The sequence below is a fragment of the Sphingobium sp. CFD-2 genome (assembly GCF_024611135.1).
Taxonomy (GTDB): Bacteria; Pseudomonadota; Alphaproteobacteria; order Sphingomonadales; family Sphingomonadaceae; genus Sphingobium; species Sphingobium fuliginis.
In genome coordinates, this window is sequence record NZ_CP084405.1 from 3,437,514 (window position 1) to 3,463,234 (window position 25,721).

Consider the following 25,721-nt stretch of genomic DNA (forward strand, 5'->3'; position numbering starts at 1 on the left):
CGGCAACCTGCGCGTTGAAAGCGTCGGAGGCCTGTGCCCGCGCGCGGAAAATGAGTCAACGATCAACAGATCGTTTCAGCGGCGAACCGTTCCGCATCCGCGATGTCGAGTTCGATGACCCACAGATCGGGGTCCGATCCGCGCCGGCGCGCAAGATATTGAGCCATGGCCTCGGCCCCCTTTTCCGGGTCCGGGCCGCAGCGGGTGAGGCGATAGCCGCCCGCATAATCAGGAACGCGTTCGAACAGTCCCTGTTCCCGGCCATTTTCCAGCGCCTGGAGCAGGATCACGCCGCTGACGGCATCGCCCTTCACCAGCACCGTGGCAAAGCCGCCCGCCGCGGCGCAGCGGCGCATCAGGACACCGACCAGCATGGCGCTGGTCAGCCGCGCGTCGGATGGGTCAGCCGGCATAGCCCGGCAGGGAGGAGAGGGGGAATTGCGACCGCATGAAGGTGCCGGTGCCGCGCCCGACCTCCTCGCCGTCGGCGTCGATCAGGCTGGCCTCCGCCACATAGACGCGCCGCTTTCCGCTGATCCAGCGCCCTTCGGCCCGAATCCGGCCCGGCCCGATCGGGCGGGTGAACAGCAGGTTGAAGCTGGTGGTCAGCAGGAAGCGATCGCTGACCAGGCTGTTGGCCGCGTAGAAGGCCGCATCGTCCAGCATCTTGAAATAGACCGTGCCGTGCACCGCGCCGGCCGCATGGAACTGCGTCTCGTCCACGTCGAAATGGATGATCGACCGGCCTTCTTCCGGAATCGTCAGTTCCGACCGGAACAGCCGGTTGATCGGTGCGGAACGGTAGAGGGACTCCAGCGCCCGGAAATGCGCCTGCTCCCCGCTGGGCAAGGCGCTGGCGGCGGAACCCGGATCAGGCAGCGTCACGCGCCTCGCCACCGGCGAGCAGGGCATGGAGCGCCGCCGTCGACTTGGCGCCGCGCAGCCGGGCGATCTGCCCCTCGTCACGCAGGTAGCGCGAAACGCGGGCCAGGGTCTTCAGATGTTCGGCGCCGGAATCCACCGGAGAGAGCAGCGCGAAGACGATGTCCACCGGCGCTTCGTCCACAGCGTCGAAAGGAACCGCCGGATCGAGCAGCACCACCACCCCGCACATTTTCTGGAGGCCGGGAATCTTCGCATGGGGAATCGCAACTCCGCCGCCAAAGCCGGTCGAGCCCAATTTCTCACGCTCCAGCAGCGCCTCCGCCACCGGATCGGCAGCCAAGCCGTAGGCCTGCGCAGCCAAGGCCGCAACCTTCTGAAACAACTGCTTCTTGCCGTTCACCGAAAGGGCGGTGCCCAATGCATCCGGTGCGACGATATCATTGAAATGAACCATGCCGAATCCCAGCCGAGCCGCGCCCAGCCTCGGAAAAATGACGCAATGCCCGGATCTTTAAAGTCCGGCCCCATAGGCCGCCAGCGGATCGAGGTCAACCGGCGGCCGGGGGAAGGCGATCAGCCCAGGCGGGGCTCTACCCAGCCGATGGTCCCGTCCTGCCGCCGATAGACCATGTTGTACGCCGCCGTTCCGGCATTGACGAACAGCAGCGCATTGGTGTTGCGCAGGTCGAGCATCATCACCGCGTCCGACACGCTGGCTTCGGGAATGTCGACCCGGGTTTCCGCCACGATCAGCGGCGCTTCGGCCGGTTCCTCTTCATCGGCCGGGGACGCGAAAATCGTGTAGCCGGCGCCGTCCAGTTCATCGGCGCCATATCCATTGGCCCGGCTGGCCTCCGCCGCCGCGGCCTGCGCGCTGCGGTCCTTCAGGCGGCGCAGATAGCGGCGCAACTGCTTCTCGATCCGTTCGGCCGCCTGATCGAAGGCAGGATGCGCCTCCTGCGCCTCTCCGGCGCCCTTCAGGATCAGTCCGGTCATGACATGGCAGACGATGTCGCAATGGAAGGCGCCGTGCGGGGCTGGCCGGAATGTGACCTGGGCGGAAAGCGCGCGGGAGAAATATTTCTCGGCCATGGCCTCCAGACGGGTCCAGACATGCTGCTTGAGCGCGTCACCCGTATCGACCTGATGCCCGGAAACACGAATATCCATATGCCTTCTCCTTATTCTTGCCGGACCGCCCGGGATTGGCGACCCGGTTGGCGTGGAGGCCGTGAAGGCAGCCCATCCCGAAGGGACAGCCGTAATCAGGCCTCCTCAAGCCAGAGCGGCTTGTCCAGCGTCGCGACGAACGCTGCATGCCGCTCCAGCTCCTCCGCGCTTGCCGCAAAGACACGCGCGGGACGAACAGGGCGAACCGCGACTTCCGCCGCAAGTTCCATATTTACAACGAGTTTCTCTTCCTCCTGTGCAAGACCGAGGCCGATCTGACGGCCGCCGGTCAGTTCGATGTAAAGCTGGGCCAGCAATTCGGCGTCGAGCAGCGCGCCATGCTTGATGCGATGGCTGCGGTCGATGCCGTAGCGGGTGCAGAGCGCGTCGAGGCTGTGCTTGGCGCCGGGGTGAAGCTGCCGGGCGATGGCGACGGTGTCGATCATCCGCTCCATCGACACTTCCGGCAGCTTGCACAGCTTCAGTTCGTGATTGAGGAAGCCGAAGTCGAAGCGCGCATTATGGGCGACCAGATGGCTGTCCTCCAGAAAGGCGAGCAGTTCCTCCACCCCATGGGAAAATAGCGGCTTGTCCTTCAGAAAAGCGTCGGACAGGCCGTGCACCGCCTCGGCCGCGATCGGCATCGACCGCTGCGGATTATAATAAGCGTGGAAGGTGCGGCCCGTGGGAACCCGGTTGAGGAGTTCGATGCATCCGATCTCGACCAGGCGATCGCCGGAGGCTGGGTCGAATCCCGTCGTTTCGGTGTCGAAAATGATCTCGCGCATCGCCCTCTACAACGACTCTTGCCGGCCAACCTCGCCGGCCCCCTCTTATCGGCCTGTCTTCGCACCAAGGCAAGCGACCAAGCGGCGAACCTGGAAGCGGGTCTCAGCGAAGGTCGTGCCCGTATGGATGATATAGTCGGCCCGCCGCCGCTTTTCAGCATCGGGTGTTTGCAGATGGACAATCCGGCGAAATTTTGCAGCGGTCATGCCGGGCCGGGCCAGAACCCGCTTGCGCTGCTTCCAGGCAGGGGCGGTGACCACGATGACGCCGGCCAGCCGGCGATGGCCATGGGTTTCGAACAGCAGCGGAATGTCCAGCACGACGAACCGGCGCGATCGGTTCCGTTGCAGAAAGGCCTTGCGGCTCTGCTGCACGGCGGGATGGACGATGGCTTCCAGCGCCTTCAATTCCTGGGGATGACCGAAGACCGCCGCGCCCAGCTTCGCCCGGTCGACGCCCTTGGGACCGGTCGTGCCGGGAAAGCGCGCCTCTATCGCCGGCAGCAACGCGCCGCCCGGCCCCTGCAGGCGATGCACCTCCGCATCGGCGTCGAACAGGGGAACGCCTTCCCGCCGCAACATGGCCGCGACGGCGGACTTCCCCATGCCGATGGAGCCGGTGAGACCGTAGATCTTCATCCCATCATCTTCATGAATCTCAGGCGGCGAGCAGCAAGGCGCGCAATTCCTCGTCCCGTTCGCGCGGCGCCTCCGCATCGAAGAAGATGTCGAAGGCCAGCGCCGCCTGCCCGATCAGCATCTCCAGCCCGTCGAGGGTCTTCAGGCCCCGGATGCGCGCCGCCTTGAGCAACTCCGTCTCCAGCGGCGCATAGACGATGTCATAGACCGTCGCTTCCGGGCCCAGGGGGGAAAGGTCCAGGTCCAGCACCGGCTGGCCCACCATGCCGAGCGAGCTGGTGTTGACGAGCAGGTCCGCCCGAGGGAGCGCGTCGGTCATGCCGATCACGCGGCCCCTGACCCCTGCACGGTCGAGCAGCGCCTGACCCTTGGCTGCATCGCGCACCATGACGGTGATGTCCGGCACGCCCAGGCTGGTGAGGGCGAACAGGATCGCCCGCGCCGCGCCGCCCGCCCCCACCAGAACGGCGCTCTGCCCCTTCCACCTGTCGCGCAGCAATGGCTGGAGGAATCCGCCCGCATCCGTATTCGTGCCGATCAGCGGTCCGCCCGTCTCGCTGGCGATGGTGTTCATCGCCCCGATCCGTTCCCGGACGCCGCCCGGATCGTCGGTATAGTCCATCACCGCGATCTTGTGCGGAATGGTGACGTTGCAGCCAAGCCAGTCCGGATCGGCGCGCCGCGCCAGGAAATAGGCGGACAGGCCATCGCCAGTGACATGGGTCTTCCTGTATTCCGCCTCGATCCCCAGCGCATCGAGCCAGAAATTGTGGATCAGCGGCGACCTGCTGTGTTCGATCGGATCACCGATCACTTCGGCATAGGGGAGCTTGTCGGTCATGTCGCCAGAACGCCCCGGACGCGCAGAAAGTCAAGCAAAGGCAGCAGCGGCAGGCCCTGAATCGCGAACTGGCTGCCTTCGACCCGGCTGAAAAGCTGCGCGCCCGGCCCCTCGATCCGGTAGCAGCCGACGCACCAGCGGCAATTTTCCCAATCGCCGTCCAGATAGGATGTGATGAAAGCGTCCGACAGAGGCCGCACCGTCATCCGCACCCGCTCGACATACCGCCAGATCGGTTCGCCGTTGAGCGCGATCACCGCCGCGCTGTGGAGATGATGCACCCGCCCGGAAAGCAGCTTCACTATGCGCTCCGCATCGGCGCGGTCGACCGCCTTGTCGATCATCGCGCCGTCATCCAGACTGAGGGTCTGGTCGCAGCCCAGCACCAGCCCGCCCGGCACCCGGCGCGAGACGCGAATCGCCTTCAGTTCCGCCAGCGCATCGGCCAGTTGCCGCGCATCCAGGCCGTCGGCGCGCAGCGCTTCCTTCGCCGCTTCCTCGTCGACGCCGGGGGACAGCGCCTCGAACGGCACCTGCGCCGCTTCCAGCAGGGCGCGGCGGCTCGCGCTTTGCGATGCCAGCACGATCATGGTCTCATGCTCCTTCCGCCAGCACGCGGTCGTTGAACAGGTTGATGATGGCGGCGGCGGCTTCCTCGATCGACCGGCGGGTCATGTCGATCACCGGCCAGCCATTGTCCGCGAACATGCGCCGGGCGAAGGACAGCTCCTCCTGCACCCGGTCGATGTCGACATAGCTGGTCTCCGGCGCCTGGTTGAGCGACAGCAGGCGATTGCGGCGGATCTGCACCAGCCGTTCCGGGCTGACGGTCAGGCCGACCACCATCGGATGCTTCAGCGAGAACAGGCTGCGCGGCGGCGGCGACTGGATCACCAGCGGGATATTGGCGGTCTTGTACCCGCGGTTGGCGAGATAGATGGATGTCGGCGTCTTGGACGCGCGGGAAACGCCGGCCAGCACGATGTCCGCCTCCTCCCAATTTTCATGGCCCACGCCATCGTCATGGGCGATGGTGAACTGGATCGCCTCTATCCGCGCGAAATAGGCCTCATCCAATATATGCTTGCGCCCCGGGCGGTTGCGCGTTTCCTGCCCCAATATGTTGGAGAGGGCGTCGGTCACGCTGTCGAGCGCCGCCACATGGGGCAGGCCGAGCGCCCGGCAGCGCGTCTCCAGCCGCCGCCGGAGCTGATGGTTGGAGAGGGTGAACAGCACCAGCCCCGGATTGGCGGCGATCTCCTCCATGATCCGGTCGAGATGGACGTCGGACCGAACCATCGGCCAGAAATGGCGCACCGCCTCGACATTCTCGAACGCGCCGATGGCAGCCTTCGCTATGTTTTCCAGCGTCTCGCCGGTCGAGTCCGAAAGCAGGTGGAGATGGATGCGCGACATGAAGAACATCTCTGTGGGGAGGCTGTGGATAAATCAAGGCATAGCTTGCGGGTGAAATCAGGCGCCTTTCGTCCTCCCCGATTCCGGGAATCTTCTCCACAGCCCGCCAACAGAAGGAAATTTCCACCCACAGCCTGTGGATAACGGGAATAAGCTGACTGACTCGGACCGGAATCGGCGGCCTTGAGGAGTCAAGTTGTTGGCAAATCGGGGCACAGCGCATAAACCCCGCTGCCAACCGCCCCACTATCTCCATCATCCTTTTGAATCTAAATATAAGAGAGTTTATGACGGGACCCGATGCCGCCCTTTCGAATGACCTGACGGCCAAGCCCTTGCTTTCGGTCCTGAAGGGTGCGCGCCCTGCCGTGCCGCCCATGTGGCTCATGCGTCAGGCGGGCCGTTACCTGCCGGAATATCGCGCCTTGCGGGCGGAAAAGGGCGGATTCCTCGAACTGGTCTATGACAGCGCGGCGGCGGCGGAAGTGACCCTCCAACCCCTGCGCCGCTTCGGTTTCGACGGCGCGATCCTGTTTTCCGACATATTGATCGTGCCCTATGCCATGGGGCAGGACCTCTGGTTCGAGGCGGGGGAAGGCCCGCGCCTCGCGCCGGTCCTGGCGGAGACGGAGCTGTCGGTCCTGAAACCGGATTTCAGCCGCTTCGAGGCGGTCTATGAGACGGTGCGGCAGGTCAAGGCGGCGCTGGACAGCCATGTGACCTTCCTGGGCTTTGCGGGCAGTCCCTGGACCATCGCGACCTATATGGTCGCCGGGCAGGGCAGCAAGGACCAGGGCGCCGCCCGCCACCTTGCCTACAGCCAGCCGGAAAAATTCGGCGCGATCATCGATGCCATTGTCGATGCCACCGTGGTCTATCTCTCCGGCCAGATCGAGGCGGGCGTGGAGGCCGTGCAGCTGTTCGATAGTTGGGCGGGCAGCCTGGCCCCGCTGGAATTCGACCGCTGGGTGATCCAGCCCAATCGGCGAATCGTGGAGAAGCTGAAGGCGATCCATCCGGAGATTCCGGTGATCGGCTTTCCCAAGGGCGCGGGCGCGAAACTGGCGGATTATGCGGCGGGGACCGGCGTGGATGCGGTGGGCGTGGATGAAACGGTCGACCCGCATTGGGCCGACCGGGCGCTGCCGCAGGGCCTGCCGGTGCAGGGGAATCTCGATCCGCTGGCGCTGATCGCCGGCGGCAGGGCGGTGGAAGAGGCCGTGGACAATATCCGCGCCGCCTTTGCCGGTCGGCCGCATATCTTCAACCTGGGCCACGGGATTCTCCCCGACACCCCCATTGATCATGTCGAAGCGCTGATTAGCCATGTGCGCCGGATGCGGTCGTAGCGGGAGACTGAACCATGCCTTATCTGGGAGCAGCCTATTTGTGGGTCAAAGCCGCGCATGTCATCTTCGTCATCTTCCTGATGGCGGGCCTGTTCATGATGCCCCGCTTCTTCGTCTATCACCATCAATGTCCGGTGGGGTCGGACGAGGACCGGAAGTGGATCGACCGGGAAAGGCGGCTGCTCAGGATCATCCTCAATCCGTCCCTCATCCTGGTCTGGGTCTTCGGGCTTATGCTGATGGTCGAGATCGGCGCCTGGCATTTCGGCTGGTTCCACCTGAAGCTGCTCTTCGTGCTGGGCCTGTCGGGCTATCATGGCTGGATCGCGGGCTATGCCAAGAAGCTGGCCAAGGGGCTGCGGCCGCTCAGCGAGAAGCAATTGCGGCTGGTGAACGAGATTCCGGGAATCGCCGCTGCGGTGATCGTGATCGCGGTGATCGTGAAGCCCTTTTGACATGGCCGTCATCCCAGCCAAAGCCGGGATGACGGAAATCAAAGCGGATCGACCGGAATATTGTCGATCAGCCGTGTCTTGCCGAGCTTCGCCGCACCGAGCAGCCTCGCCGGGCGGTCCAGCACCGTCATCGGTTCCAGCGTCACGGCATCGCACAGCGACACATAGTCGATCGGATCGAAACCATGCGCCGCGAGCAGGGCAACGGCTCTGGCCAGGGCCGCCTCGACGGTCGCGCCCTTTTCCATCTGCCGGGCCGCTTCGCCCAGAGCGCGGGGCAGGGCCAGCGCATCCTTGCGCTCCTCCTCGGTCAGATAGGCGTTGCGCGACGACAGCGCCAATCCATCCTCGGCCCGCTGGGTCGGCACGCCGATGATTTCGATCGGCACGTCCAGATCGCGCACCATCTGCCGAATCACGGCGAGCTGCTGATAATCCTTCTCCCCGAACAGCGCGACATCGGGGCGGACCTGGTTGAACAGCTTCGCCACTACCGTCGCCACGCCGTCGAAATGGCCGGGCCGGGCCGCGCCGTCCAGACCTTCGGTCACGCCCGAGACGGAGATGTTGGTGGCATAGCCCGCCGGGTACATGACGTCCACGCTCGGCGCCCAGAGGATGTCGACTCCGGCCGCCTGCAGCATCTGCGCGTCCTTCGCCTCGCGCCGGGGATAGGCGTCCAGATCCTCGTTCACCCCGAACTGGCGGGGGTTGACGAAGATCGACACCGCGACATGCCCGGCATGGCGGCGCGCTTCCTCGACCAGCGCCATATGCCCGTCATGCAGCGCGCCCATGGTGGGCACCAGAGCCAGCGGTTTTCCGTCGCTTTTCAGCGCATCGACGGCGGCACGCAGGGAAGGCAGGTCACGGAGGATTTGCACGACAGGAACGGCTCCGATAAGGGCATCGACAGGGGTATATCCTGCTAAGGCACGACCGGCTGAAACGGTCAAGAATCATTGCGACAATCAACGGGGTTATAAAGGTCCGATGGCGAACGCCCAAACGCACCATATCGTCTTCGCCAATGAGAAGGGCGGAACCGGCAAGTCGACCACCGCCGTGCACACGGCCATCGCGCTGACGGTATTGGGTCACCGGGTCGGCATGATCGACCTGGACCCGCGCCAGCGCACGATCACCCGCTATATGGAGAATCGCGCCGACACCGCGCGCCGCCGCGGCATCGACCTGCCTACACCGGACTTCGCGGTGTTCCAGGGCGACAGCGTCGAGGCGCTGAACGAACAGGCCGCCGCCATGGCCGAGGGCAAGGATTTCCTGGTCATCGACACGCCCGGCCGCGACGATGACTATGCCCGCCACATGGCCGCCCGCGCCCATACGCTGGTGACGCCGATGAACGACAGCTTCGTCGATTTCGACCTGATCGGGCAGGTGGATGCGGAAACCTTCAAGGTGAAGCGCCTTTCCTTCTATTCCGAACTGATCTTCGAGGCGCGCAAGACCCGGGCGAAGGCCGACGGCGTGACCATCGACTGGGTGGTGCTGCGCAACCGCGTCCAGCATCATGACGCGCGCAACAAGAAGCGCGTCGGAGATGCCCTGATGGAGCTTTCCCGCCGCGTCGGATTCCGCGTGATTCCCGGCCTTTCGGAGCGCGTGATCTTCCGCGAACTCTTCCCTTCGGGGCTTACGCTGCTGGACAAGGGGCATCTGGGCGAACTGGGCGTCAGCCATATCGCCGCGCGGCAGGAACTGCGCGAGATGGTGTCGGGCCTCGCCCTTCCCTCGCGCGATGAGGCCGCGCCGGTGGATCTGCTCGGCGCGGCCTGATGGGTCTGCTTGCCTTGGCTTTGATCGGGCTTGCCGCCTGGCTTATCTGGACGGGACGACTGCAACGCATGAGCGCGAAGGATGGCATGGCGCTGGGCGCCGCTCTGGTCGGCGCGGTCATGGCGGCCAAGGGCAAGCCGCTGGTCGGCGCGCCGCTGCTGCTGGGTGCCACCCTGTTTTTCTTCGCCAAGAGCCGTCCCGGCAAGGCGAAGGCGGGGTCGGACCAGCCCGCCACCCGGGCCGTTTCCCCTCAGGCGGTGATCGACGCCCGCAAGCTGCTGGGCGTGGGCCCCGATGCCGATGCCAGCGCCATCCGCGCCGCGCATCGCCGCCTCATCGCCTCCGTCCATCCGGACAAGGGTGGCACCGAAGCGCTGGCGGCCCAGATCAACGCCGCCCGTGACCTGCTGATCAGGGAAGCCGCGCAGCGCCACTGAAGCCAAGGGAAGAAGATGCCATGGCCCATCGCTTTCATCCCACGCTGCTGCGCGAATATGACATTCGGGGCGTGGTGGGCCGGACGCTGGGCGAGGGAGATGCCTATGCCGTGGGCCGCAGCTTCGGCACGATCGTCAGACAGGCGGGCGTCAGACAGGCAGGCGTCGAAAAGGCGGGCGTCAGGCGGGCCGGGGGATCAAGGGTCGCGGTCGGCTATGACGGGCGGCTGAGTTCCCCGGCGCTGGAACAGGCGGTCGTCCAGGGCCTTCAGGATTCCGGCGCCGATGTCGTGCGCATAGGCCTGGGCCCGACGCCCATGCTCTATTATGCCGAAGCGGTCCTGGATGTGGACGGCGGCATTCAGATAACCGGCAGCCACAATCCCCCCGATCATAACGGCGTCAAGCTTGTGCTTCAGCATGAAGCCTTTTTCGGCGCGGCCATCGCGAAGCTGGGAGCGATGGCGGCGGCGGGCGACTGGAGCACCGCCGGAAGCGGAGGCGGGGGCCGGGTCGAGAACGTCGACATCATGGACCGCTATGCCGCCCGGCTGGTGGAGCGGTTCGACGGCGCCGCCTGGCGCATTGGCTGGGATGCCGGCAATGGCGCCGCCGGGCCGGTGGTGGACAAGCTCGTCAAGCTCCTGCCAGGTGAGCATCATGTGCTTTTCACCCAGATAGACGGACATTTTCCCCATCATCACCCCGATCCCACTGTCGAGGCGAATCTGGCGGACCTGAAGGCGCTTGTCCGCTCGAAGAAGCTCGATTTCGGAGTGGCTTTCGACGGCGACGGCGACAGGATCGGCGTGGTCGACGGCCGGGGCCGGGTAATCTGGGGCGACCAGTTGCTGGGCATCTTCGCGGAACTGGTGCTTAAGGACCGGCCGAACGCCACGATCGTCGCGGATGTGAAGGCCAGCCAGGCCCTGTTCGACCGGATTGCCGCGCTCGGCGGGCGACCGTTGATGTGGAAGACCGGCCACAGCCTCATCAAGTCCAAAATGAAGGAGATTGCCGCTCCGCTGGGCGGGGAGATGACCGGGCATCTCTTCTTCGCGGACGATTATTATGGTTTCGACGACGGGCTCTATGCCGCGGTGCGGCTTATTCGGGGGCTGACCCGGCTTGGCCGCAGCGTGACGGCGCTGCACGATGAGATGCCGGCCATGGTCAATACGCCGGAAATCCGCTTTCCGGTGGAGGATAGCCGCAAGTTCGCCGTGGTGGAGGAAGTCCGCGCCCGATTGCAGGCCTTGGGCGCAAGCGTCGACGAAACCGACGGCCTGCGAGTCGGCTCGCGCGATGGATGGTGGCTGCTGAGGGCCTCCAACACCCAGGATTCGCTCGTGATCCGAGCCGAGGCGAAGGATGAGGAAGGATTGGCGCGCCTGATCGCGGAGATCGATGCGCAATTGGCCGATTCGGGCGTGATTCGGATTTCCGAGGACGATTCCTGATCGAACGGGCAGAAAAAGCGGCCCGTTCGGACCTGCCTTTCCGTTACGGAAATCAGGCTGGAACATGACAGTTGCATGAAATGCAATCGAACATCAGCTTTTCGCATTTGCGAAAATCATCGCTGCACCGCAAAAGGAAAAGGCCTTTCAGGCATCCTCTCCTAAAACTTTCAAGCCGTCCTCCGGGGCGGCTTTTTTTTCATCCGCTCAGCGCCCTTCTTTTTGCTTCCTGCCGTAGCGTCGTTTCGCATTCCGGCGGCGCAGGATACGGAAACCCCCGCAAATTAGGGCTTTTCGAACGATAATTTAACCATATTGCTAATAATGCCGTGGCTTCGAGGGGATTATTTTCCGGCGAAAGCCATTTGCCACAGACGAGTTTGAAGAGAGGATTCATCATGCCCTTGCGCCGCCCCATCATTGCCAGTGTCCTGTTGTCGGGCGTATTCGCGGCACCCGTCCCGGCCCTGGCGGGTGGTTTCTACCTGCAGGAACAGGCGCCCAAGGAAACCGGGCGCGCGCTGGCCGGCGCCGGCGCGGCGGCGGACGATCCGTCCACCGTCTATTTCAATCCTGCGGCCATGACGGAACTGTCGGGCATCCAGACCTCGATCGGCGGCATCGCGCTGATGGCCTCCGCGCATCAGGCCAATCGCGGCACCTATCGCACCGTTCCCACCCTGCCGGGCGCGCGGGTGCCGGTTGCGGGCAATGACGGCGGCAATCCGTTCGACAAGGTCATTCCGATCCCCAGCTTCTACGTCACGGCGCAGGCGACCGACCGTCTGTGGCTGGGCCTGGGCGTCAACGCGCCGTTCGGGTTGAAGCTGGATTATGACGACGGCTTCTTCGGCCGCTATGACTCGCTCTACACCAACCTCAAAACCTATAATATCCAGCCCAGCGCCGCCTATAAGCTCAATGACAATTTCTCGATCGGCGGCGGCGTCGACGTGCAATATGTGAAAGCGACGCTGACCAACGCCCTGCCGCAGCTTTCGCCCCTGGCCCCGGCCGACGGCTTCGCGCGGCTGAAGGGCGACGATTGGACGGTCGGCTGGAATGCGGGCCTGTTCTACACCAATGGCGACACCAATGTCGGCGTTTCCTACCGTTCCGGCGTCAAGCACAAGCTGATCGGCACGCAGACCATTTCAGGCCTGCTGGGGCCCATCGCCACGGCCAATGGCGAATTGGATGCGTCCGCCCCGCTGGACCTGCCCGACATCGTCACCGTGGGCTTCAGGCACCGCCTGACGCCGAAGCTGCGCGCGATGATCAGCGCCCGCTGGTATAACTGGTCGAAGTTCAAGGGCATTGCCATCACCTCCGCCGCCGGCACCAGCAACAAGGAACTGGATTACAAGGACAGCTACAGCGTCAGCCTGGGCGGCGAATATGATGTCAGCCCGGCCTTGACCCTGCGCGCGGGGACGATGTTCGACCGCACGCCGACCAATCCGCAGCACCTGACGACCCGCGTGCCCGATGGCGACCGTTCCTGGCTGACGGCTGGCGCGACCTTCAACATCTCGCCCGCCTTCGCACTGAACGTCAGCTATGCCCATACTTTCGTGGAAAAGGCGAACATCATCCGTCCGGACAGCTATTATCCCGCGCCCGCGACGGTGACGGCGACCACCCTGTCGCGGACCAGCGGCAATGCGGACCAGATCGGCGCTTCGTTGACGGCGCGTTTTTGATGGGAGCGGCATCGGCCCTCACCCCCACCCGACCGCCCATCAGGATACGATGTCTGGGCAGTCGGGTGGGGTGAGGACCGGTGCGCACGTTTCAGCTTTGCTGAAACGCAAGACAGCTCGCGCTTCTAACCGACGCAATAAATCCCTATAGGGGCTCCATCACCACGGAGCCCCTTTTTCATGTCCGACCATAATCCCGGCCTGCGCCCCTGGCGCGACATCGCCCGCAGGCAATGCCGCCAGATCATGGTCGGCAATGTCCCCGTCGGCGGCGGCGCACCGGTCACGGTGCAGACCATGACCAACACGCCGACCCATGACGTCCGGGCGACCGTCGACCAGATCCGCCGCTGCGAGGAAGTGGGCGTGGACATCATCCGCGTCTCCTGCCCTGACGAGGCGTCGACCGCCGCGCTGAAGCAGATCGTCCGCGCTGCCCGCGTGCCGATCGTCGCGGACATCCATTTCCATTACAAGCGCGCGCTGGAAGCCGCCGATGCGGGCGCGGCCTGCCTGCGCATCAATCCGGGCAATATCGGATCGGAAGCGCGGGTGAAGGAGGTGGTCGACGCAGCCAAGGCCAATGGCTGCTCGATCCGGATCGGCGTCAATGCAGGCAGCCTCGAAAAGGACCTGCTCGAAAAATATGGCGAGCCCTGCCCGGAGGCGCTGGTCGAAAGCGCGCTCGACCATATCAAGCTGCTGCAGGACCAGGATTTCCATGAATATAAGGTGGCGGTGAAGGCGAGCGACGTCTTCCTGGCCGTGGCAGCCTATATGCAACTGGCCGAAGCGGTGGACTGCCCGCTGCATCTGGGCATCACCGAGGCGGGCGGACTGATCGGCGGCACGGTGAAGAGCGCCATCGGCATCGGCAATCTCCTGTGGGCCGGGATCGGCGACACGATCCGCGTTTCCCTTTCCGCCGAGCCGGAAGAGGAAGTGCGCGTGGGTTATGAAATCCTGAAATCGCTTGGCATCCGCACGCGCGGGGTCAAGGTCATCTCCTGCCCGAGTTGTGCGCGGCAGGGCTTCGACGTGATCCGCACGGTGCAGGCGCTGGAGGAACGGCTCCAGCATATCCACACGCCGCTCTCGCTCTCCGTGCTCGGCTGCGTGGTGAACGGCCCCGGCGAGGCGCGGGAAACCGACATCGGCCTGACCGGCGGCGGCGCGGGCAAGCATATGGTCTATCTGTCCGGCCTCACCGATCATACGGTGCAGGACGAAGGCATGATCGACCATATCGTCGGCCTTGTCGAAGCCAAGGCGGCGGAGATCGAAGCGGCCAGGCTGGAAGACGAAACCACCGACGCCGGCAAGGCGGAAGCGGCGGAATGACCGGCGGCGTCCCCAGCCCGGATGATGCGGCGACTGAACGGAGGGATGCCATGGCCGCTTTCCGTCCTGCGACAGCCACGGGTGCATCCGCCGTGGGTGCGTCCGCCCTGGGCGCCGGGGCGATCGGCAGCCTGGCGCTGGGGGCGTTGGCGCTGGGCGCTCTCGCCATCGGTGCGATCGCCATCGGCCGCCTCCGTATCGGCGGGGCGCGCATCGTGCGCCTTCAGATCGACGAACTGGTTGTCGGCCGCGTGATCCGGAAGACGCGCGATTGACCGGGCCGATCCACGGCGTTCCGCATCCATAGGCCACCGGATGGGAAGCGACACCGACCGCGCCGCACCGGCGACCGCATTTCCTCTCGCCTTCGCCGTCTGCTGCGTGGGGGTTGCGCTCTTTTCCGTGATGGACGCCGCCATGAAGGGGCTGAGCCTTTCCATCGGCCTGTTCAATGCGCTGTTCTGGCGCGCCGTGGCGGGCAGCCTGCTGGGGCTGGTGCTGATGCTGCTGACCCGGCAGCGCTGGCCCGGTCGCGCCGTGTTGCGGCTGCATATGCTGCGCGGGACGGTGGTGGCGGTGATGGCCAGCCTGTTCTTCTGGGCGATCATGCGGATGCCGCTGGCCGAGGCCATCGCCCTGTCCTTCATCGCGCCGCTGGTCGCGCTGTATCTTGCCGCGCTGCTGCTCAAGGAACGGATCGGGCGGCAGGCCATCGGTGCGTCGCTGCTGGGCCTGGTCGGCGTTGCCGTCATCCTGTCGGGGCGCGTGCGGGGCGATTATGACGCGGATGCGCTGCTGGGCGCGGGTGCGGTACTTGTTTCGGCGGTGCTGTTCGCCTGGAACCTGATCCTCCAGCGGCAACAGGCGCAGCTCGCCTCCCCTATCGAGGTCGCTTTCTTCCAGCATGTCGTGATGCTGGGGGTGTTCGTCCTGTTCGCGGCGTTTGTCCAAGGGATGCCGGTCGTGCCGGCGGCGCCCTCATGGGCGCTGGTGGTGCTGGCCGCGACGCTGGCCTTCACCTCGCTTGCGGCGCTCGCCTGGGCCTATGCGCGGGCGGAGGCGCAGGTGCTGATCCCGGTCGAATATAGCGCTTTCCTCTGGGCCGCGATCATCGGCTGGCTCGCCTTTGGCGAACGGCTGACCCTGACCACGGTGGTCGGCGCGCTGCTGATCGTGCTGGGGTGCCTGATCGCGTCGCGCGCGGGATCGGCCGAACCGCCCCATGTCGAACCGTCCGTGGCCTGAAAGGAAAAGCATGTCCGTCACCATTCGCGAGGCCGTGCCATCGGACATCGGCACGATCCACGCCTTCATCCTCGCCCTGGCGGACTATGAGAAACTGTCCCATGAGGTGAAGGCCGACCGCGCCTCGCTCAACAAATATCTGTTCGGGCCGCGCCCAATGGCGGAGGTGCTGATCGCGGAAAATGAGGGGAGGGCGATCGGCTTCGCCCTTTTCTTCCACAATTTCTCGACTTTCGAGGGACGGCCCGGCCTCTATCTGGAGGATTTGTTCGTCGTCCCGGAAGCGCGGGGGCTGGGCGCGGGCAAGGCGCTGCTTTCCCGCCTCGTCCAACTGGCGCTGGAGCGGGATTGCGCGCGGCTGGAATGGTGGGTGCTGGACTGGAACGAACCGTCCATCGCCTTCTACCGCTCGCTGGGGGCGCGGCCGATGGACGAATGGACGGTGCAGCGCGTCGACGGCGATGCGCTCAGCGCCCTCGCCTCAGCGCATCCTGCACGCTGACGCCCAGCAGCACGGCGGTGAAGGCCCCTAGGGCGACGATCACGAGGGTCGGATAAAGCGTGGCGATCATGACAAAGTCTCCTTTCGCGGGACTTTTTGCGCCGGTCCGCCGCCCGTCGACATAAGGATTGTTACGGAGTCGGAGAGACGAGCCGATGGGCCGGACTCTTGACGGGGACTCCCCGCTCGGCGCATTGTCCCCGAACGGAACATTTGGGGGACATTGACGCCATGGCTGTCAGCCGCGGAGCCAAACGCACGCCGGAATGGCGCGAAATGCTGAAACGCAGCCTGATCCGCAGCGGTGCGCTGATCGGCGCGATCGCGCTGTTGCTGGCGACCCTGTTCCTCGCGCTGGCGCTGCTCAGCTATCAGCCGAGCGACCCGTCGATGAACACGGTGGCGGGCGACCATGTGCAGAATATCATGCAGGCGCCCGGCGCCTGGGTCGCGGATTTCCTGCTCTGGCTGCTGGGCGTGCCGGTGGCGCTGGTGCTGCCGCTGATGGCGATCACCGCCCGGCGGCTGTGGGGCGATCAGGACATGAGCGGGTGGAAGGCGCAGTTCGGAAAGTGCCTTGCCGGCATCGTCCTGCTCGGCATCGCGCTGGCGCTGTTCCAGACCAATCCGCTGGTCGGCCTGCCCGCCGGATGGGGCGGCATCATCGCGCTCGTGACGGCGCGGGGCGTCATGAGCCTTGCGGCGCAGGCGCCCGCCGCGCAGGGCTGGATCACCGGAATCCTGATCGTCCTGACGCTGATCGCGGGCCTTGTCCTCTGGTATCGCAGCTTGGCGCTGGAAAAGCCGATCATCGCGTTGCGCCGGCCCTCTCTGCCGCGCCTGGCGCTGCCCCGGCCGGCTTTCGCTCTGGCCGGTCCCGCGCCGGTCGTCGACGCGGATGAAGATGACGAGCCGTTCGAGCGCGTCGCGACCCCGCGCAAGACCGTCACCAACGAGCCCAAGCCGCCGATCAACATCCAGACGCCCAAGCCTGCGCCCGTGCAGCGCTCCATGGCGCCGGTCAGCCAGGACGACCTGTTCGGCAACAGCTCCCTGCCTTCGCCGGACCTGCTCAATCCAACCCCCGCGAGCCAGGGGCAGAAGATCGACAAGGCCGCGCTGGAACGCAATGCGCGCCTGCTGGAATCGGTGCTCGACGACTTCCATGTGAAGGGCAATATCGTGGAGGTCCGTCCCGGCCCGGTCGTCACCATGTATGAACTGGAACCAGCGCCCGGCATCAAGGCGAGCCGCGTGATCGCGCTGGCGGACGACATTGCGCGCAACATGTCGGCGCTTTCGGCCCGCGTGGCGACGATTCCGGGCCGCACCGTGATCGGCATCGAACTGCCCAATGCGAACCGGGAGGGCGTGTCCTTCCGCGAACTCATCACCAGCGAGCAGTTCGGGCAGGAAGCGACGCTGCCGATCATCCTGGGCAAGAATATCTCGGGCGAGCCGATCATCGCGGATCTTGCGCCCATGCCGCATCTGCTGATCGCGGGTACGACGGGTTCGGGCAAGTCGGTGGGGCTGAACGCGATGATCCTGTCGCTGCTCTACCGCATGACGCCGGACCAGTTGCGGCTGATCATGATCGATCCCAAGATGCTGGAACTGTCGACCTATGACGACATTCCGCATCTGCTCTCACCGGTCGTGACCGAGCCCGCCAAGGCGATCCGCGCGCTCAAATGGGCGGTGGAGCAGATGGAGGACCGCTATCGCATGATGGCGTCGATCTCCGTCCGCAACCTCGCCAATTATAATGAGAAGGTCCGCGCGGCGAAGGCCAAGGGCAAGCCGCTCGGCCGCCGCGTGCAGACCGGCTACGATCCCGAGACCGGCAAGCCGATCTATGAGGAGGAGCAGCTCGATTTCCAGCCGTTGCCGCAGATCGTGGTGGTGGTCGACGAGCTGGCCGACCTGATGATGACGGCGGGCAAGGAAGTCGAATTCCTGATCCAGCGTCTTGCCCAGAAGGCCCGCGCCGCGGGCATCCACCTGATCCTCGCGACGCAGCGGCCGTCGGTCGACGTCATCACCGGCGTCATCAAGGCCAACCTGCCGACCCGCATCAGCTTCTTCGTCACGTCGAAGATCGACAGCCGCACCATATTGGGCGAACAGGGCGCCGAGCAGCTATTGGGCAAGGGCGACATGCTCTACATGCACGGCGGCAAGGGCCTGATGCGCGTCCACGGTCCCTTCGTGTCGGACGACGAGGTGCGCGTGGTGGCGGATCACTGGCGCGCTCAGGGACAGCCGGATTATATTGCCGCCGTCACCGAGGAGCCGGAGGAGGGCAGCTTCGCGCTCGATGGTGTCGACTTGGGCGACGACAGCCCGGATGCGCAGCTTTTCCGCAAGGCGTGCCAGCTCGTCTTCGAAAATCAGAAGGCGTCGACAAGCTGGCTCCAGAGGCAATTGCGCATCGGCTATAACAGCGCCGCCCGGCTGATCGAGCAGATGGAGGAGCAGGGGCTGGTGGGTCCGCCCAACCATGTCGGCCGCCGCGAAGTGCTGCGCGACGAGAATGGCAATCCGCTCTGATCCGGTCGGCGTGAAAAATTTTCATTTGGGCTGATGCCAAAAAACCACTGCCCATTTCGCTCTGAAACGGGTTTTTGCGTGGATTGCTGGGTCATCGCCGTGCGGCAAAACCCCGGTGGCGCCGGGAAAAACCCCTGATTTCCAAGGCTGATTGCGTTTCATGCAATCGTCCTTCGGTTCTTCGCATTTGCCGGGAAACGCGATCTGGGCGAAGAAGGCCCTGCCTTTCAGGCATCCTCTCCTAAAAACTTTCAGGCTGGTCTTCGGATCGGCCTTTTTTTTGTCTTCGCGCCCGGCTAAGCAGAGGCCGCTCACCGCAGCGCCTAAAAAATAAATCGGGAGAGGGGCCGCCGGAAAGACCGGCACTGGCGAAGCGGGAGCAGAGGGGGATTGAGCGACCATGTTGCTCTCCCCCTTCCCGTTTTCATTTCGTGACATGATGGCGAAGGCCCGGGAATGGCCCATTCAAGACCTTCCTTCGCCCTTGAGGAGAAGGATAGGAAGCCCTGGCGGCGAAGGAGCCTGGGCTGATTGGGATGAGGGGGAGTGCCGCGCGATCCGTTGGATCGCAACCCCCTCACCCAGCTACGACTAAGGCAGCAAGCTGCCAAGTCTGCGCAGCCCTCTCCCTCAAGGGAGAGGGATAAAGCGGGTGTCCGATTCCCAACCCGCCCGCATATTCTTCAGGCGGAGCGTTGAAGCGGACAGTCCATTCGTTGCATGACAGGAACGAATGGGTTCACAGCGGGTTCAAGCCCTGCCACCTACATTTCTCATCCTGAACAACCGGAGATGATTGCATGAAGCGCATCCTTGCGCCCCACAGCCTGGCGCTGGCCGCCCTGGCGATCGCTGCCGCGCCCCTTGCGGTGCCGGCGATGCCGGCCGCCGCGCAGGCCGACCAGTCGGACCTGTCGAAGGTCAATGCCTATATCCGCGCCGTCACCACCATGACCGCCGATTTCGCCCAGACGGACCGCAACGGCCAGACGCTGACCGGCCAGCTTACCCTCAAGCAGCCGGGCAAGATCCGTTTCCAGTATCAGAAGGGCGTGCCTTTGCTGATCGTGGGCGACGGCAAGGCGTTGACCATGATCGATTATGAGGTGCGGCAGGTGCAGCGCTGGCCGATCGGCAATTCGCCGCTGGGGGCGTTGATCGATCCGTCCAAGGACCTGTCGAAGTTCGGAAAGGTGATCCAGACGGGCGATCCCAGCGTGCTGTCCGTCCAGGCCCGCGACCCCAAACGGCCCGAATATGGCACGATCACCATGATCTTCAAACGCGATGCGGGCAGCCCGGCGGGCTTGCAGCTCTATGGTTGGGTGGCGCTGGATTCGCAGAACAACCGGACGGCGGTGAAGCTCAGCAACCAGCGCTATGGCGTGCCCGTGGCGGATTCCGCCTTCCGCTGGACCGACCCGCGGCCCAAGGGGCGCGCGTCGGGCGGTTAAGCGGGCCCCAGGTGCGACGGGCCGAAAACTTTTCAGAACCGTTCATCTGAGGCTCATATCCCGAGCCCTAAAAGGAACTCCACGGCGCGAGACGGAACCGGGATTTCCCCCCTGTTACCCGGAACCCCGCTCCCGCCGCAAAGCGCTTCAAGGGCGCGATCGAGGCCCCCGTTCCATGCCCCCGGAGCGGGGGCCTTTTCGGTGCGATCCGACATTTAGAGCATCGCGCAGAAAAGTGGGAACCGGTTTTCCGCTTCAAACGATGCGACAACGAAAACTGAGAGCGCGCGACCTGCGTCCGATTTAACGCAGCGCTATAGCTTGTGCGGGCCTGCAAAGCGCGATTTTCCGCTCTTCGGTGCTTACGGACATGAAGTGCGCTGCGCTCCGATGCTTGAACATCCCATTTTCGGCTCCACCTGAACTGAACGTCGAACGGCGCCAACGCTGTTCCGTCTGCCGGGACATTCGCCGCCCTTGCGCGGGGCGGCGGAGGGTCTTAGTGGATCAGCCATGCCTCAGACACTCAGCATCGCTTCCTGGAATATCAATAGCGTTCGTGCCCGGCTCGATATTGTAGAGCGCTTTCTGACGGAGGAATCGCCCGACATATTGTGTCTGCAGGAAACCAAGGTGGTGAACGACACCTTCCCGGCGGGGCTGTTCCGGCAGCGGGGCTATAATCATCAGGTGCTGAACGGACAGCCGATGCACCATGGCGTGGCCATCCTGTCGAAGATCCCGATCCGGGAGGACGACCGGCTCGACTGGCAGGCCAATGGGGAGGCGCGCCATGTCGGCGTACGACTGGACAATGGCGTCCGGATCGAGAATGTCTATGTGCCCGCCGGCGGGGATGTGCCCGATCGGGAGGTCAATCCGAAATTCGGACAGAAGCTCGATTTCCTGGAGCGCATGATCCAATGGTCCTCCACGCTGGAGGACAAGCCGACCATCCTGACCGGCGATTTCAACATCGCGCCGATGGAATGCGATGTATGGAGCCATAAGCAACTTCTCAATGTCGTCAGCCATACGGCGATCGAGTGCGAGATTCTGGCGCGCCTGCAGGAATCGAACGACTGGGTCGACATCGGCCGCAAATTCTATCCCGCGCCGCAGCGGCTCTATACCTGGTGGAGCTATCGCGCCCGCGACTGGGCGGAATCGGATCGCGGACGGCGGCTCGACCATATGTGGATGACGCAGGACGTAGCGGAAAAGGCCGTCAGCCACCGCGTGGTGGAACCGATCCGCGGCTGGTCGCGCCCATCCGACCATGTGCCGATCATCACGGAATTCGCCTTCTGATGAGCGCCCGCGCCGCCGCCCGCGCCATTGACGCGCTACGCCGGGGCTGGCCGGTGCGCGTGCAGGCCGCCGACGGCGCCGTGCGGCTGATGGCCGTGGAGGGGGCCGATGCCGTGACGCTTGCCGGATTCGATCCGGGCGCAGGGGCTGACATATTGATCTCCGCGGCGCGGGCGCAGACGCTGAAGCTCGCCAACCAGCTGGCGGCGGCCGATCCCGACATGCCGGTGCTGGTGGCGCGGGCGCCGTGGATCGACGTCGATGTGGCGACCGCGATTTCCGACCCGGTGCTGGACCTTGCCTCGCCGCTCAAAGGGCCGTTCATGGCGAAGCCGCTGGCGGCGCCTTCGGCGGCCAAGGCGGCGCTGCGGCTGGCGCGGCTGGCGGGCATATTGCCGGCCTATTTCGTGACGGCGGAAGGCGACAGCGAGGCGGAGGTCAGCGCCGCCGACATCGACGCCTATGACGATGCCGTGCATCTGGCCATCGCCACGCGCGCCCGCCTTCCCGTGTCGGCCAGCGAGACGGCGGAGATCGTCGCCTTCCGCAGTCCCGACGAACCGCGCGAGCATGTCGCGCTGATCGTGGGCCAGCGCGATTCCTCGCCCCCCGTGATCCGGCTGCACAGCGAATGCCTGACCGGGGATGTGCTGGGGTCGCTAAAATGCGATTGCGGGCCGCAACTGCATCAGGCGCTGCACCAGATCGCGGATTCGAACTGGGGCATATTGCTCTATCTGCGGCAGGAAGGGCGCGGCATCGGCCTTGTCAACAAGCTGCGCGCCTATGCCTTGCAGGATCAGGGGTTCGACACGGTCGACGCCAATGTCCGGCTGGGCTTCGCCATCGATGCGCGCGACTTTTCCGTGGCGGCGCGGATGCTGGACCTGCTGGGCGTGGACGAGGTGCGGTTGCTCACCAATAATCCGAACAAGGTGACGGGGCTTGAAGCCGCCGGGATCAGGGTGGCGGAACGGCTGCCGATCATCCTGCCTTCCAATCCGCATAATGAGCGCTATCTCGCCACCAAGCGGGACCGGACAGGGCATCAGTTGTGAGCGCCATCCGCGTCGATGCGGGCGCGGGGCGTCTTTTCTTCGGTGACTTGGACATGCCCTGCACCATCGGGCGCGGCGGCGTCTGTGCAGCGGCGGACAAGCGGGAGGGGGATGGCTGCACGCCGTTGGGCATCTGGCCGGTTCGGGGCGTGTTGCTGCGGCCCGGCAAGGCGGCGGCGGCGGGCATCCGCCTGCCATGGCGCTGGGTGCGGGAAGGGGATGGCTGGTCCGATGATCCGGCCGATCCGGCCTATAACCGGCCCGTGCATCTGCCGCGGGCCTTTTCCGCGGAAAATCTGCTGCGGGACGATGATGCCTATGATGTGATCGTCGTGCTGGGGCACAATGACTCGCCGCCGGTGCCGGGGCGGGGGAGCGCGATCTTCTTCCATCTTTCCGAAGGCCGTCCCACGGCGGGGTGCGTGGCGGTGGAGCGGGCGGATATGCTGCGCCTGTTGCCGTTGCTGGCGCCGGGCGATGTGATGGAGATCGTCTGAAGGTTCGTCCTTCCGCGAAGGCGGGGATGACGAGATTGTTGGGGGAGGCGGGTCTTCCTAAGCCCGCTCCAGTTCCGCCACCTCACCGCCCGCCGCTTCCAGCAGCCGCCGTTCCAGCGTTTGCAGCCGCGCCCTGCTCTCGATCTTCCCGGCCAGCAGGTCGGTGACGTAGAATGTATCCACCGCCCGCTCGCCATAGGTGGCGACATGGGCGCTATGCACCGTCACCTTCGACTGGAACAGCGCGTTGGCGAGGCTGAACAGCAGCGCCGGGCGATCCCGCGCATTCACCTCGATCACGGTGAAGCGGTTCGACGCCTTGTTGTCGATCAGCACATTGGGCTCGATGCGGAAGGCCTCCGCGCGGGTGCGGGGCAGGGGGCGCGCCTCCAGCTTGGTGATCATGCGGTGGCGGTTGGCGAGGGAGTCCTCGATCGCCTTGCGGATGCGCGTCAATTGGTCGGGGCTGTGGAAGGCGCCGCCCAGCGGGTCCTGCACCAGGAAATTGTCGATGGCGACGCCGTCCCGGGTCGTATGGATGCGCGCGTCGATGATATTGCCGCCCGCCAGATGGATGGCGCCCGCGATCCGGTAGAACAGCCCCGGATGGTCGGCGGCATAGACCGTCACCAGCGTCGCGCCGCGCTGCGGATAATATTGCGCGGCGATGGAGAGCGGGGAATCGCCCGCCTCCAATATATGCTGCGCATTGTGGATGAGGATGTCCTCCGGCTCCGCGATCCAGTAGCTTTCCGGCAGCCGCTTGCGCAGCTTCTCGAAATCGGCTTCGGACAGGCCCAGCGCCTGACGCAGCGCCTGCTGCTTGGCGGTGACGCGTTCGCTGCGGCCCTTCTGCTTGTGGCCGAGGCGCAGCACTTCTTCGGCCGCCTCGTAGAGGTCGCCCAGCAATTGCCGTTTCCAGCTGTTCCAGACGCCGGGTCCGACGGCGCGGATGTCGACCACGGTCAGGCACAGCAACAGCCGCAACCGTTCCGGACTCTGCACCACGTCGACGAAATCGAGGATCGTCTTGTAATCGGCCAGGTCGCGCTTGAAGGCGGTGGCCGACATCAGCAGATGGTGCAGCACCAGCCAGGACACGGTCTCCGTCTCCGCCGGTGTCAGGCCCAGGCGCGGGCAGAGATGGTCCGCCACTTCCGCGCCCAATATGCTGTGGTCGCCGCCGCGCCCCTTGGCGATGTCGTGCAGCAGCACCGCGACATAGAGGACGCGGCGCGACAGCAGCTTGCCCATCAGGTCCGCCGCCAGCGGATGATCCTGGCTCAGTTCGCCCTTTTCGATCCGCGCCAGCAGGCCGACGGCGCGGATCGTATGTTCGTCCACCGTATAATGGTGGTACATGTCGAACTGCATCTGCGCCACGACGCGGCGGAAATCGGGGATGAAGCGGCCGAAGACCGTGGACTCGTTCATCCAGCGCAGCACGGTTTCCGGGTCGCGGGGGCTGGTCAGCACCTCCATGAAAGCGGCGTTGGCGCGGGGATCGCGGCGCACCTTGGCGGTGATCAGGCTGGCGTCGCGGCTGGCGGCGCGCATGGCGCTGGGATGGATGGCGAGGCCATGCCTGTCGGCGAGCGCGAAGATTTCCAGCAAGCGGACCGGATCGTCCTGGAAGAAATGATCGCCCGGCAGCGCCAGCCGCCCGCGATCCAGCACGAAGCCGTCCAGCTTCTTCGGGCGGCGGAAGAAGCTGGGGATATAGCGACGCCCCCGCTCCGCCATCTGGTCGTCCAGATGGGCGAGGAACACCGCGGTCAGGTCGCCCACCGTCTTCGCGTTCAGGAAATAATAGCGCATGAAGCGCTCCACCCCCGACCGCCCGGCGCGTCCGGTGAAATGCATGCGGGTCGCGGTTTCGAGTTGCAGGTCGAAGGTCAGCCGGTCCTCCGCCCGCCCCGTGATCATGTGCAAATGGCAGCGCACCGCCCAGAGGAAATCCTCCGCCTTCTGGAACTGGCGCAGTTCGGTTTCGGTCAGCAGGCCGACATCGACCAGTTCCGCCACCGACTTCACCCGGTTCACATATTTGCCGATCCAGAACAGCGTGTGCAGGTCGCGCAGGCCGCCCTTGCCCTCCTTCACATTGGGTTCGACGACATAGCGGCTGTCGCCCATGCGCTTGTGCCGTTCGTCCCGTTCCTCCAGCTTTTCGGTGACGAAGGCGCGGGCTGTGCCCTGCATCACATCGGCGTCGAAACGGGTGCTGATCTCCTCATACAGGGCGCGGTCGCCCCAGATGTAGCGCGCCTCCAGCAGGGCGGTGCGCACGGTCAGGTCCGCCTTCGCCATGCGGATCGTCTCATCGATGGAACGGCTGCTATGGCCGACCTTCAGCCCCAGATCCCACAGCGAATAGAGCATGGATTCGATGACCTGCTCGGTCCAGCCGGTGGGCTTCCACGGGGTGATGAAGCCGATGTCGACATCGCTGTGCGGCGCCATCTCGCCCCGGCCATAGCCGCCGACCGCGATCAGCACGATCCGCTCGCCGGTGCTGCGGTTGCCCGCCGGGTAGAGGTGATGGGTTGTCGCGTCGTAGAGCAGGCGCAGGATCTGGTCGATCAGGAAGGCAAAGGCGGTCACGGCCTCCCGCCCTCGGGTCGGCCTCTGGCTGAGGCGGCGGGCGACATCGTCCCGCCCGGCGTCCAGCGCGTCCTTCAGTTCCTTCACGATCAGGCCGCGCAGCTTGATCTGGTCGCCCCGATGCTCCTGCGCCAGGGCGGCGATGCGGTCGGAAATGGCGCGCCGGTCGATGATCGCGCGCCTGGACCCCAATTTCGGAAACTGCATGACCAT

28 protein-coding genes are annotated in these 25,721 nt (G+C 65.0%); 15 read left to right on the forward strand and 13 right to left on the reverse strand.

From position 1 onward, the window contains the following. Positions 1 to 62: 62 nt before the first annotated feature. The 9 genes from LDB29_RS17000 to LDB29_RS17040 form a co-directional block, all read right to left on the reverse strand. Positions 63 to 413 carry a DUF1491 family protein gene (locus LDB29_RS17000; RefSeq protein WP_025549621.1) on the reverse strand — a complete coding sequence of 117 codons (351 nt, stop codon included), beginning with the start codon at positions 411 to 413 and terminating at the stop codon, positions 63 to 65. Beyond that, positions 403 to 912: a PaaI family thioesterase gene (locus LDB29_RS17005; RefSeq protein ID WP_037482870.1), complete on the reverse strand. Its 510-nt coding sequence runs from the start codon at positions 910 to 912 to the stop codon at positions 403 to 405. Before LDB29_RS17005 ends, LDB29_RS17000 begins: the two co-directional genes overlap by 11 nt. Then, positions 872 to 1,339 (reverse strand): PTS sugar transporter subunit IIA, encoded by a 468-nt coding sequence (locus tag LDB29_RS17010; RefSeq protein ID WP_025549619.1) that lies wholly within the window; start codon positions 1,337 to 1,339, stop codon positions 872 to 874. The genes LDB29_RS17005 and LDB29_RS17010 overlap by 41 nt, the downstream gene beginning before the upstream one ends. A gap of 119 nt (positions 1,340 to 1,458) precedes the next feature. After that, the gene (gene hpf / locus LDB29_RS17015) at positions 1,459 to 2,055 is read right to left on the reverse strand and encodes a ribosome hibernation-promoting factor, HPF/YfiA family (protein WP_099185541.1); all 597 of its coding nucleotides are present in this window, start codon (positions 2,053 to 2,055) and stop codon (positions 1,459 to 1,461) included. A gap of 95 nt (positions 2,056 to 2,150) precedes the next feature. Continuing rightward, positions 2,151 to 2,843: a DNA polymerase III subunit epsilon gene (dnaQ, locus tag LDB29_RS17020; RefSeq protein ID WP_025549617.1), complete on the reverse strand. Its 693-nt coding sequence runs from the start codon at positions 2,841 to 2,843 to the stop codon at positions 2,151 to 2,153. 45 nt (positions 2,844 to 2,888) lie between these two features. Then, the gene (coaE, locus tag LDB29_RS17025; RefSeq protein ID WP_025549616.1) at positions 2,889 to 3,482 is read right to left on the reverse strand and encodes a dephospho-CoA kinase; all 594 of its coding nucleotides are present in this window, start codon (positions 3,480 to 3,482) and stop codon (positions 2,889 to 2,891) included. 19 nt (positions 3,483 to 3,501) lie between these two features. Then, positions 3,502 to 4,323, reverse strand: coding sequence for a shikimate dehydrogenase (locus tag LDB29_RS17030; protein ID WP_025549615.1), 822 nt, complete (start codon positions 4,321 to 4,323; stop codon positions 3,502 to 3,504). Next, positions 4,320 to 4,913, reverse strand: coding sequence for a nucleoside triphosphate pyrophosphatase (locus LDB29_RS17035; protein WP_025549614.1), 594 nt, complete (start codon positions 4,911 to 4,913; stop codon positions 4,320 to 4,322). Before LDB29_RS17035 ends, LDB29_RS17030 begins: the two co-directional genes overlap by 4 nt. A 4-nt stretch (positions 4,914 to 4,917) precedes the next feature. Beyond that, the gene (locus LDB29_RS17040; protein WP_025549613.1) at positions 4,918 to 5,739 is read right to left on the reverse strand and encodes a pyruvate, water dikinase regulatory protein; all 822 of its coding nucleotides are present in this window, start codon (positions 5,737 to 5,739) and stop codon (positions 4,918 to 4,920) included. Positions 5,740 to 6,026: 287 nt separating this feature from the next. Between LDB29_RS17040 and hemE the strand changes: the two genes are divergently transcribed. Further along, on the forward strand, positions 6,027 to 7,088 hold the full coding sequence (gene hemE / locus LDB29_RS17045; RefSeq protein WP_257554896.1) for a uroporphyrinogen decarboxylase: 1,062 nt from the start codon (positions 6,027 to 6,029) through the stop codon (positions 7,086 to 7,088). A 14-nt stretch (positions 7,089 to 7,102) separates the two neighbouring features. Next, a complete protein-coding gene (locus LDB29_RS17050) occupies positions 7,103 to 7,543 on the forward strand; it encodes a CopD family protein (protein ID WP_025549611.1) in 441 nt (146 codons plus the stop codon). A 38-nt stretch (positions 7,544 to 7,581) separates the two neighbouring features. On the opposite strand, the gene panC is transcribed toward LDB29_RS17050, so the two are convergent. Then, positions 7,582 to 8,427, reverse strand: coding sequence for a pantoate--beta-alanine ligase (panC, locus tag LDB29_RS17055; protein ID WP_257554899.1), 846 nt, complete (start codon positions 8,425 to 8,427; stop codon positions 7,582 to 7,584). Positions 8,428 to 8,536: 109 nt separating this feature from the next. On the opposite strand from panC, the gene LDB29_RS17060 reads away from it, so the two are divergent. The 3 genes from LDB29_RS17060 to pgmG are packed head-to-tail and all read left to right on the forward strand — an operon-like array spanning position 8,537 to position 11,240. Beyond that, positions 8,537 to 9,343 carry a division plane positioning ATPase MipZ gene (locus LDB29_RS17060; RefSeq protein WP_257554902.1) on the forward strand — a complete coding sequence of 269 codons (807 nt, stop codon included), beginning with the start codon at positions 8,537 to 8,539 and terminating at the stop codon, positions 9,341 to 9,343. Beyond that, positions 9,343 to 9,780: a DnaJ domain-containing protein gene (locus tag LDB29_RS17065; RefSeq protein WP_140042747.1), complete on the forward strand. Its 438-nt coding sequence runs from the start codon at positions 9,343 to 9,345 to the stop codon at positions 9,778 to 9,780. The genes LDB29_RS17060 and LDB29_RS17065 overlap by 1 nt, the downstream gene beginning before the upstream one ends. Positions 9,781 to 9,800: 20 nt before the next feature. After that, a complete protein-coding gene (gene pgmG / locus LDB29_RS17070; RefSeq protein ID WP_257554906.1) occupies positions 9,801 to 11,240 on the forward strand; it encodes a phosphoglucomutase/phosphomannomutase PgmG in 1,440 nt (479 codons plus the stop codon). A gap of 199 nt (positions 11,241 to 11,439) precedes the next feature. Here the strand turns inward: pgmG and LDB29_RS17075 are convergent, their stop codons facing one another. Further along, a complete protein-coding gene (locus tag LDB29_RS17075) occupies positions 11,440 to 11,640 on the reverse strand; it encodes a hypothetical protein (RefSeq protein ID WP_257554908.1) in 201 nt (66 codons plus the stop codon). On the opposite strand from LDB29_RS17075, the gene LDB29_RS17080 reads away from it, so the two are divergent. The 6 genes from LDB29_RS17080 (at position 11,639) to LDB29_RS17105 (ending at position 18,584) form a co-directional block, all read left to right on the forward strand. Beyond that, the gene (locus tag LDB29_RS17080) at positions 11,639 to 12,943 is read left to right on the forward strand and encodes an OmpP1/FadL family transporter (RefSeq protein WP_257554910.1); all 1,305 of its coding nucleotides are present in this window, start codon (positions 11,639 to 11,641) and stop codon (positions 12,941 to 12,943) included. The genes LDB29_RS17075 and LDB29_RS17080 overlap by 2 nt on opposite strands. Before the next feature lie 180 nt (positions 12,944 to 13,123). Next, complete coding sequence (gene ispG / locus LDB29_RS17085; protein WP_044660577.1) at positions 13,124 to 14,284, forward strand: flavodoxin-dependent (E)-4-hydroxy-3-methylbut-2-enyl-diphosphate synthase; 1,161 nt, start codon at positions 13,124 to 13,126, stop codon at positions 14,282 to 14,284. Positions 14,285 to 14,334: 50 nt separating this feature from the next. Continuing rightward, entirely contained in the window at positions 14,335 to 14,559 is a 225-nt protein-coding gene (locus LDB29_RS17090; RefSeq protein WP_137710059.1) for a hypothetical protein, read from the forward strand. Positions 14,560 to 14,599: 40 nt separating this feature from the next. After that, positions 14,600 to 15,529 carry a DMT family transporter gene (locus tag LDB29_RS17095; RefSeq protein WP_257554915.1) on the forward strand — a complete coding sequence of 310 codons (930 nt, stop codon included), beginning with the start codon at positions 14,600 to 14,602 and terminating at the stop codon, positions 15,527 to 15,529. A gap of 10 nt (positions 15,530 to 15,539) precedes the next feature. Continuing rightward, the gene (locus tag LDB29_RS17100; RefSeq protein ID WP_257554918.1) at positions 15,540 to 16,031 is read left to right on the forward strand and encodes a GNAT family N-acetyltransferase; all 492 of its coding nucleotides are present in this window, start codon (positions 15,540 to 15,542) and stop codon (positions 16,029 to 16,031) included. Positions 16,032 to 16,262: 231 nt separating this feature from the next. Then, positions 16,263 to 18,584, forward strand: coding sequence for a DNA translocase FtsK (locus LDB29_RS17105; RefSeq protein ID WP_025549602.1), 2,322 nt, complete (start codon positions 16,263 to 16,265; stop codon positions 18,582 to 18,584). Positions 18,585 to 18,605: 21 nt separating this feature from the next. On the opposite strand, the gene LDB29_RS17110 is transcribed toward LDB29_RS17105, so the two are convergent. Continuing rightward, the gene (locus LDB29_RS17110; RefSeq protein WP_257554920.1) at positions 18,606 to 19,049 is read right to left on the reverse strand and encodes a hypothetical protein; all 444 of its coding nucleotides are present in this window, start codon (positions 19,047 to 19,049) and stop codon (positions 18,606 to 18,608) included. A gap of 335 nt (positions 19,050 to 19,384) precedes the next feature. On the opposite strand from LDB29_RS17110, the gene LDB29_RS17115 reads away from it, so the two are divergent. The 4 genes from LDB29_RS17115 (at position 19,385) to LDB29_RS17130 (ending at position 22,904) form a co-directional block, all read left to right on the forward strand. After that, entirely contained in the window at positions 19,385 to 20,038 is a 654-nt protein-coding gene (locus LDB29_RS17115; RefSeq protein ID WP_257554923.1) for an outer membrane lipoprotein carrier protein LolA, read from the forward strand. A gap of 513 nt (positions 20,039 to 20,551) precedes the next feature. Further along, a complete protein-coding gene (gene xth / locus LDB29_RS17120; RefSeq protein WP_044660572.1) occupies positions 20,552 to 21,349 on the forward strand; it encodes an exodeoxyribonuclease III in 798 nt (265 codons plus the stop codon). Then, on the forward strand, positions 21,349 to 22,407 hold the full coding sequence (ribA, locus tag LDB29_RS17125; protein WP_025551736.1) for a GTP cyclohydrolase II: 1,059 nt from the start codon (positions 21,349 to 21,351) through the stop codon (positions 22,405 to 22,407). Before xth ends, ribA begins: the two co-directional genes overlap by 1 nt. Then, positions 22,404 to 22,904 carry a L,D-transpeptidase gene (locus tag LDB29_RS17130; RefSeq protein ID WP_044660570.1) on the forward strand — a complete coding sequence of 167 codons (501 nt, stop codon included), beginning with the start codon at positions 22,404 to 22,406 and terminating at the stop codon, positions 22,902 to 22,904. Before ribA ends, LDB29_RS17130 begins: the two co-directional genes overlap by 4 nt. A gap of 57 nt (positions 22,905 to 22,961) precedes the next feature. On the opposite strand, the gene LDB29_RS17135 is transcribed toward LDB29_RS17130, so the two are convergent. Further along, on the reverse strand, positions 22,962 to 25,721 hold the full coding sequence (locus tag LDB29_RS17135) for a [protein-PII] uridylyltransferase (RefSeq protein WP_257554926.1): 2,760 nt from the start codon (positions 25,719 to 25,721) through the stop codon (positions 22,962 to 22,964).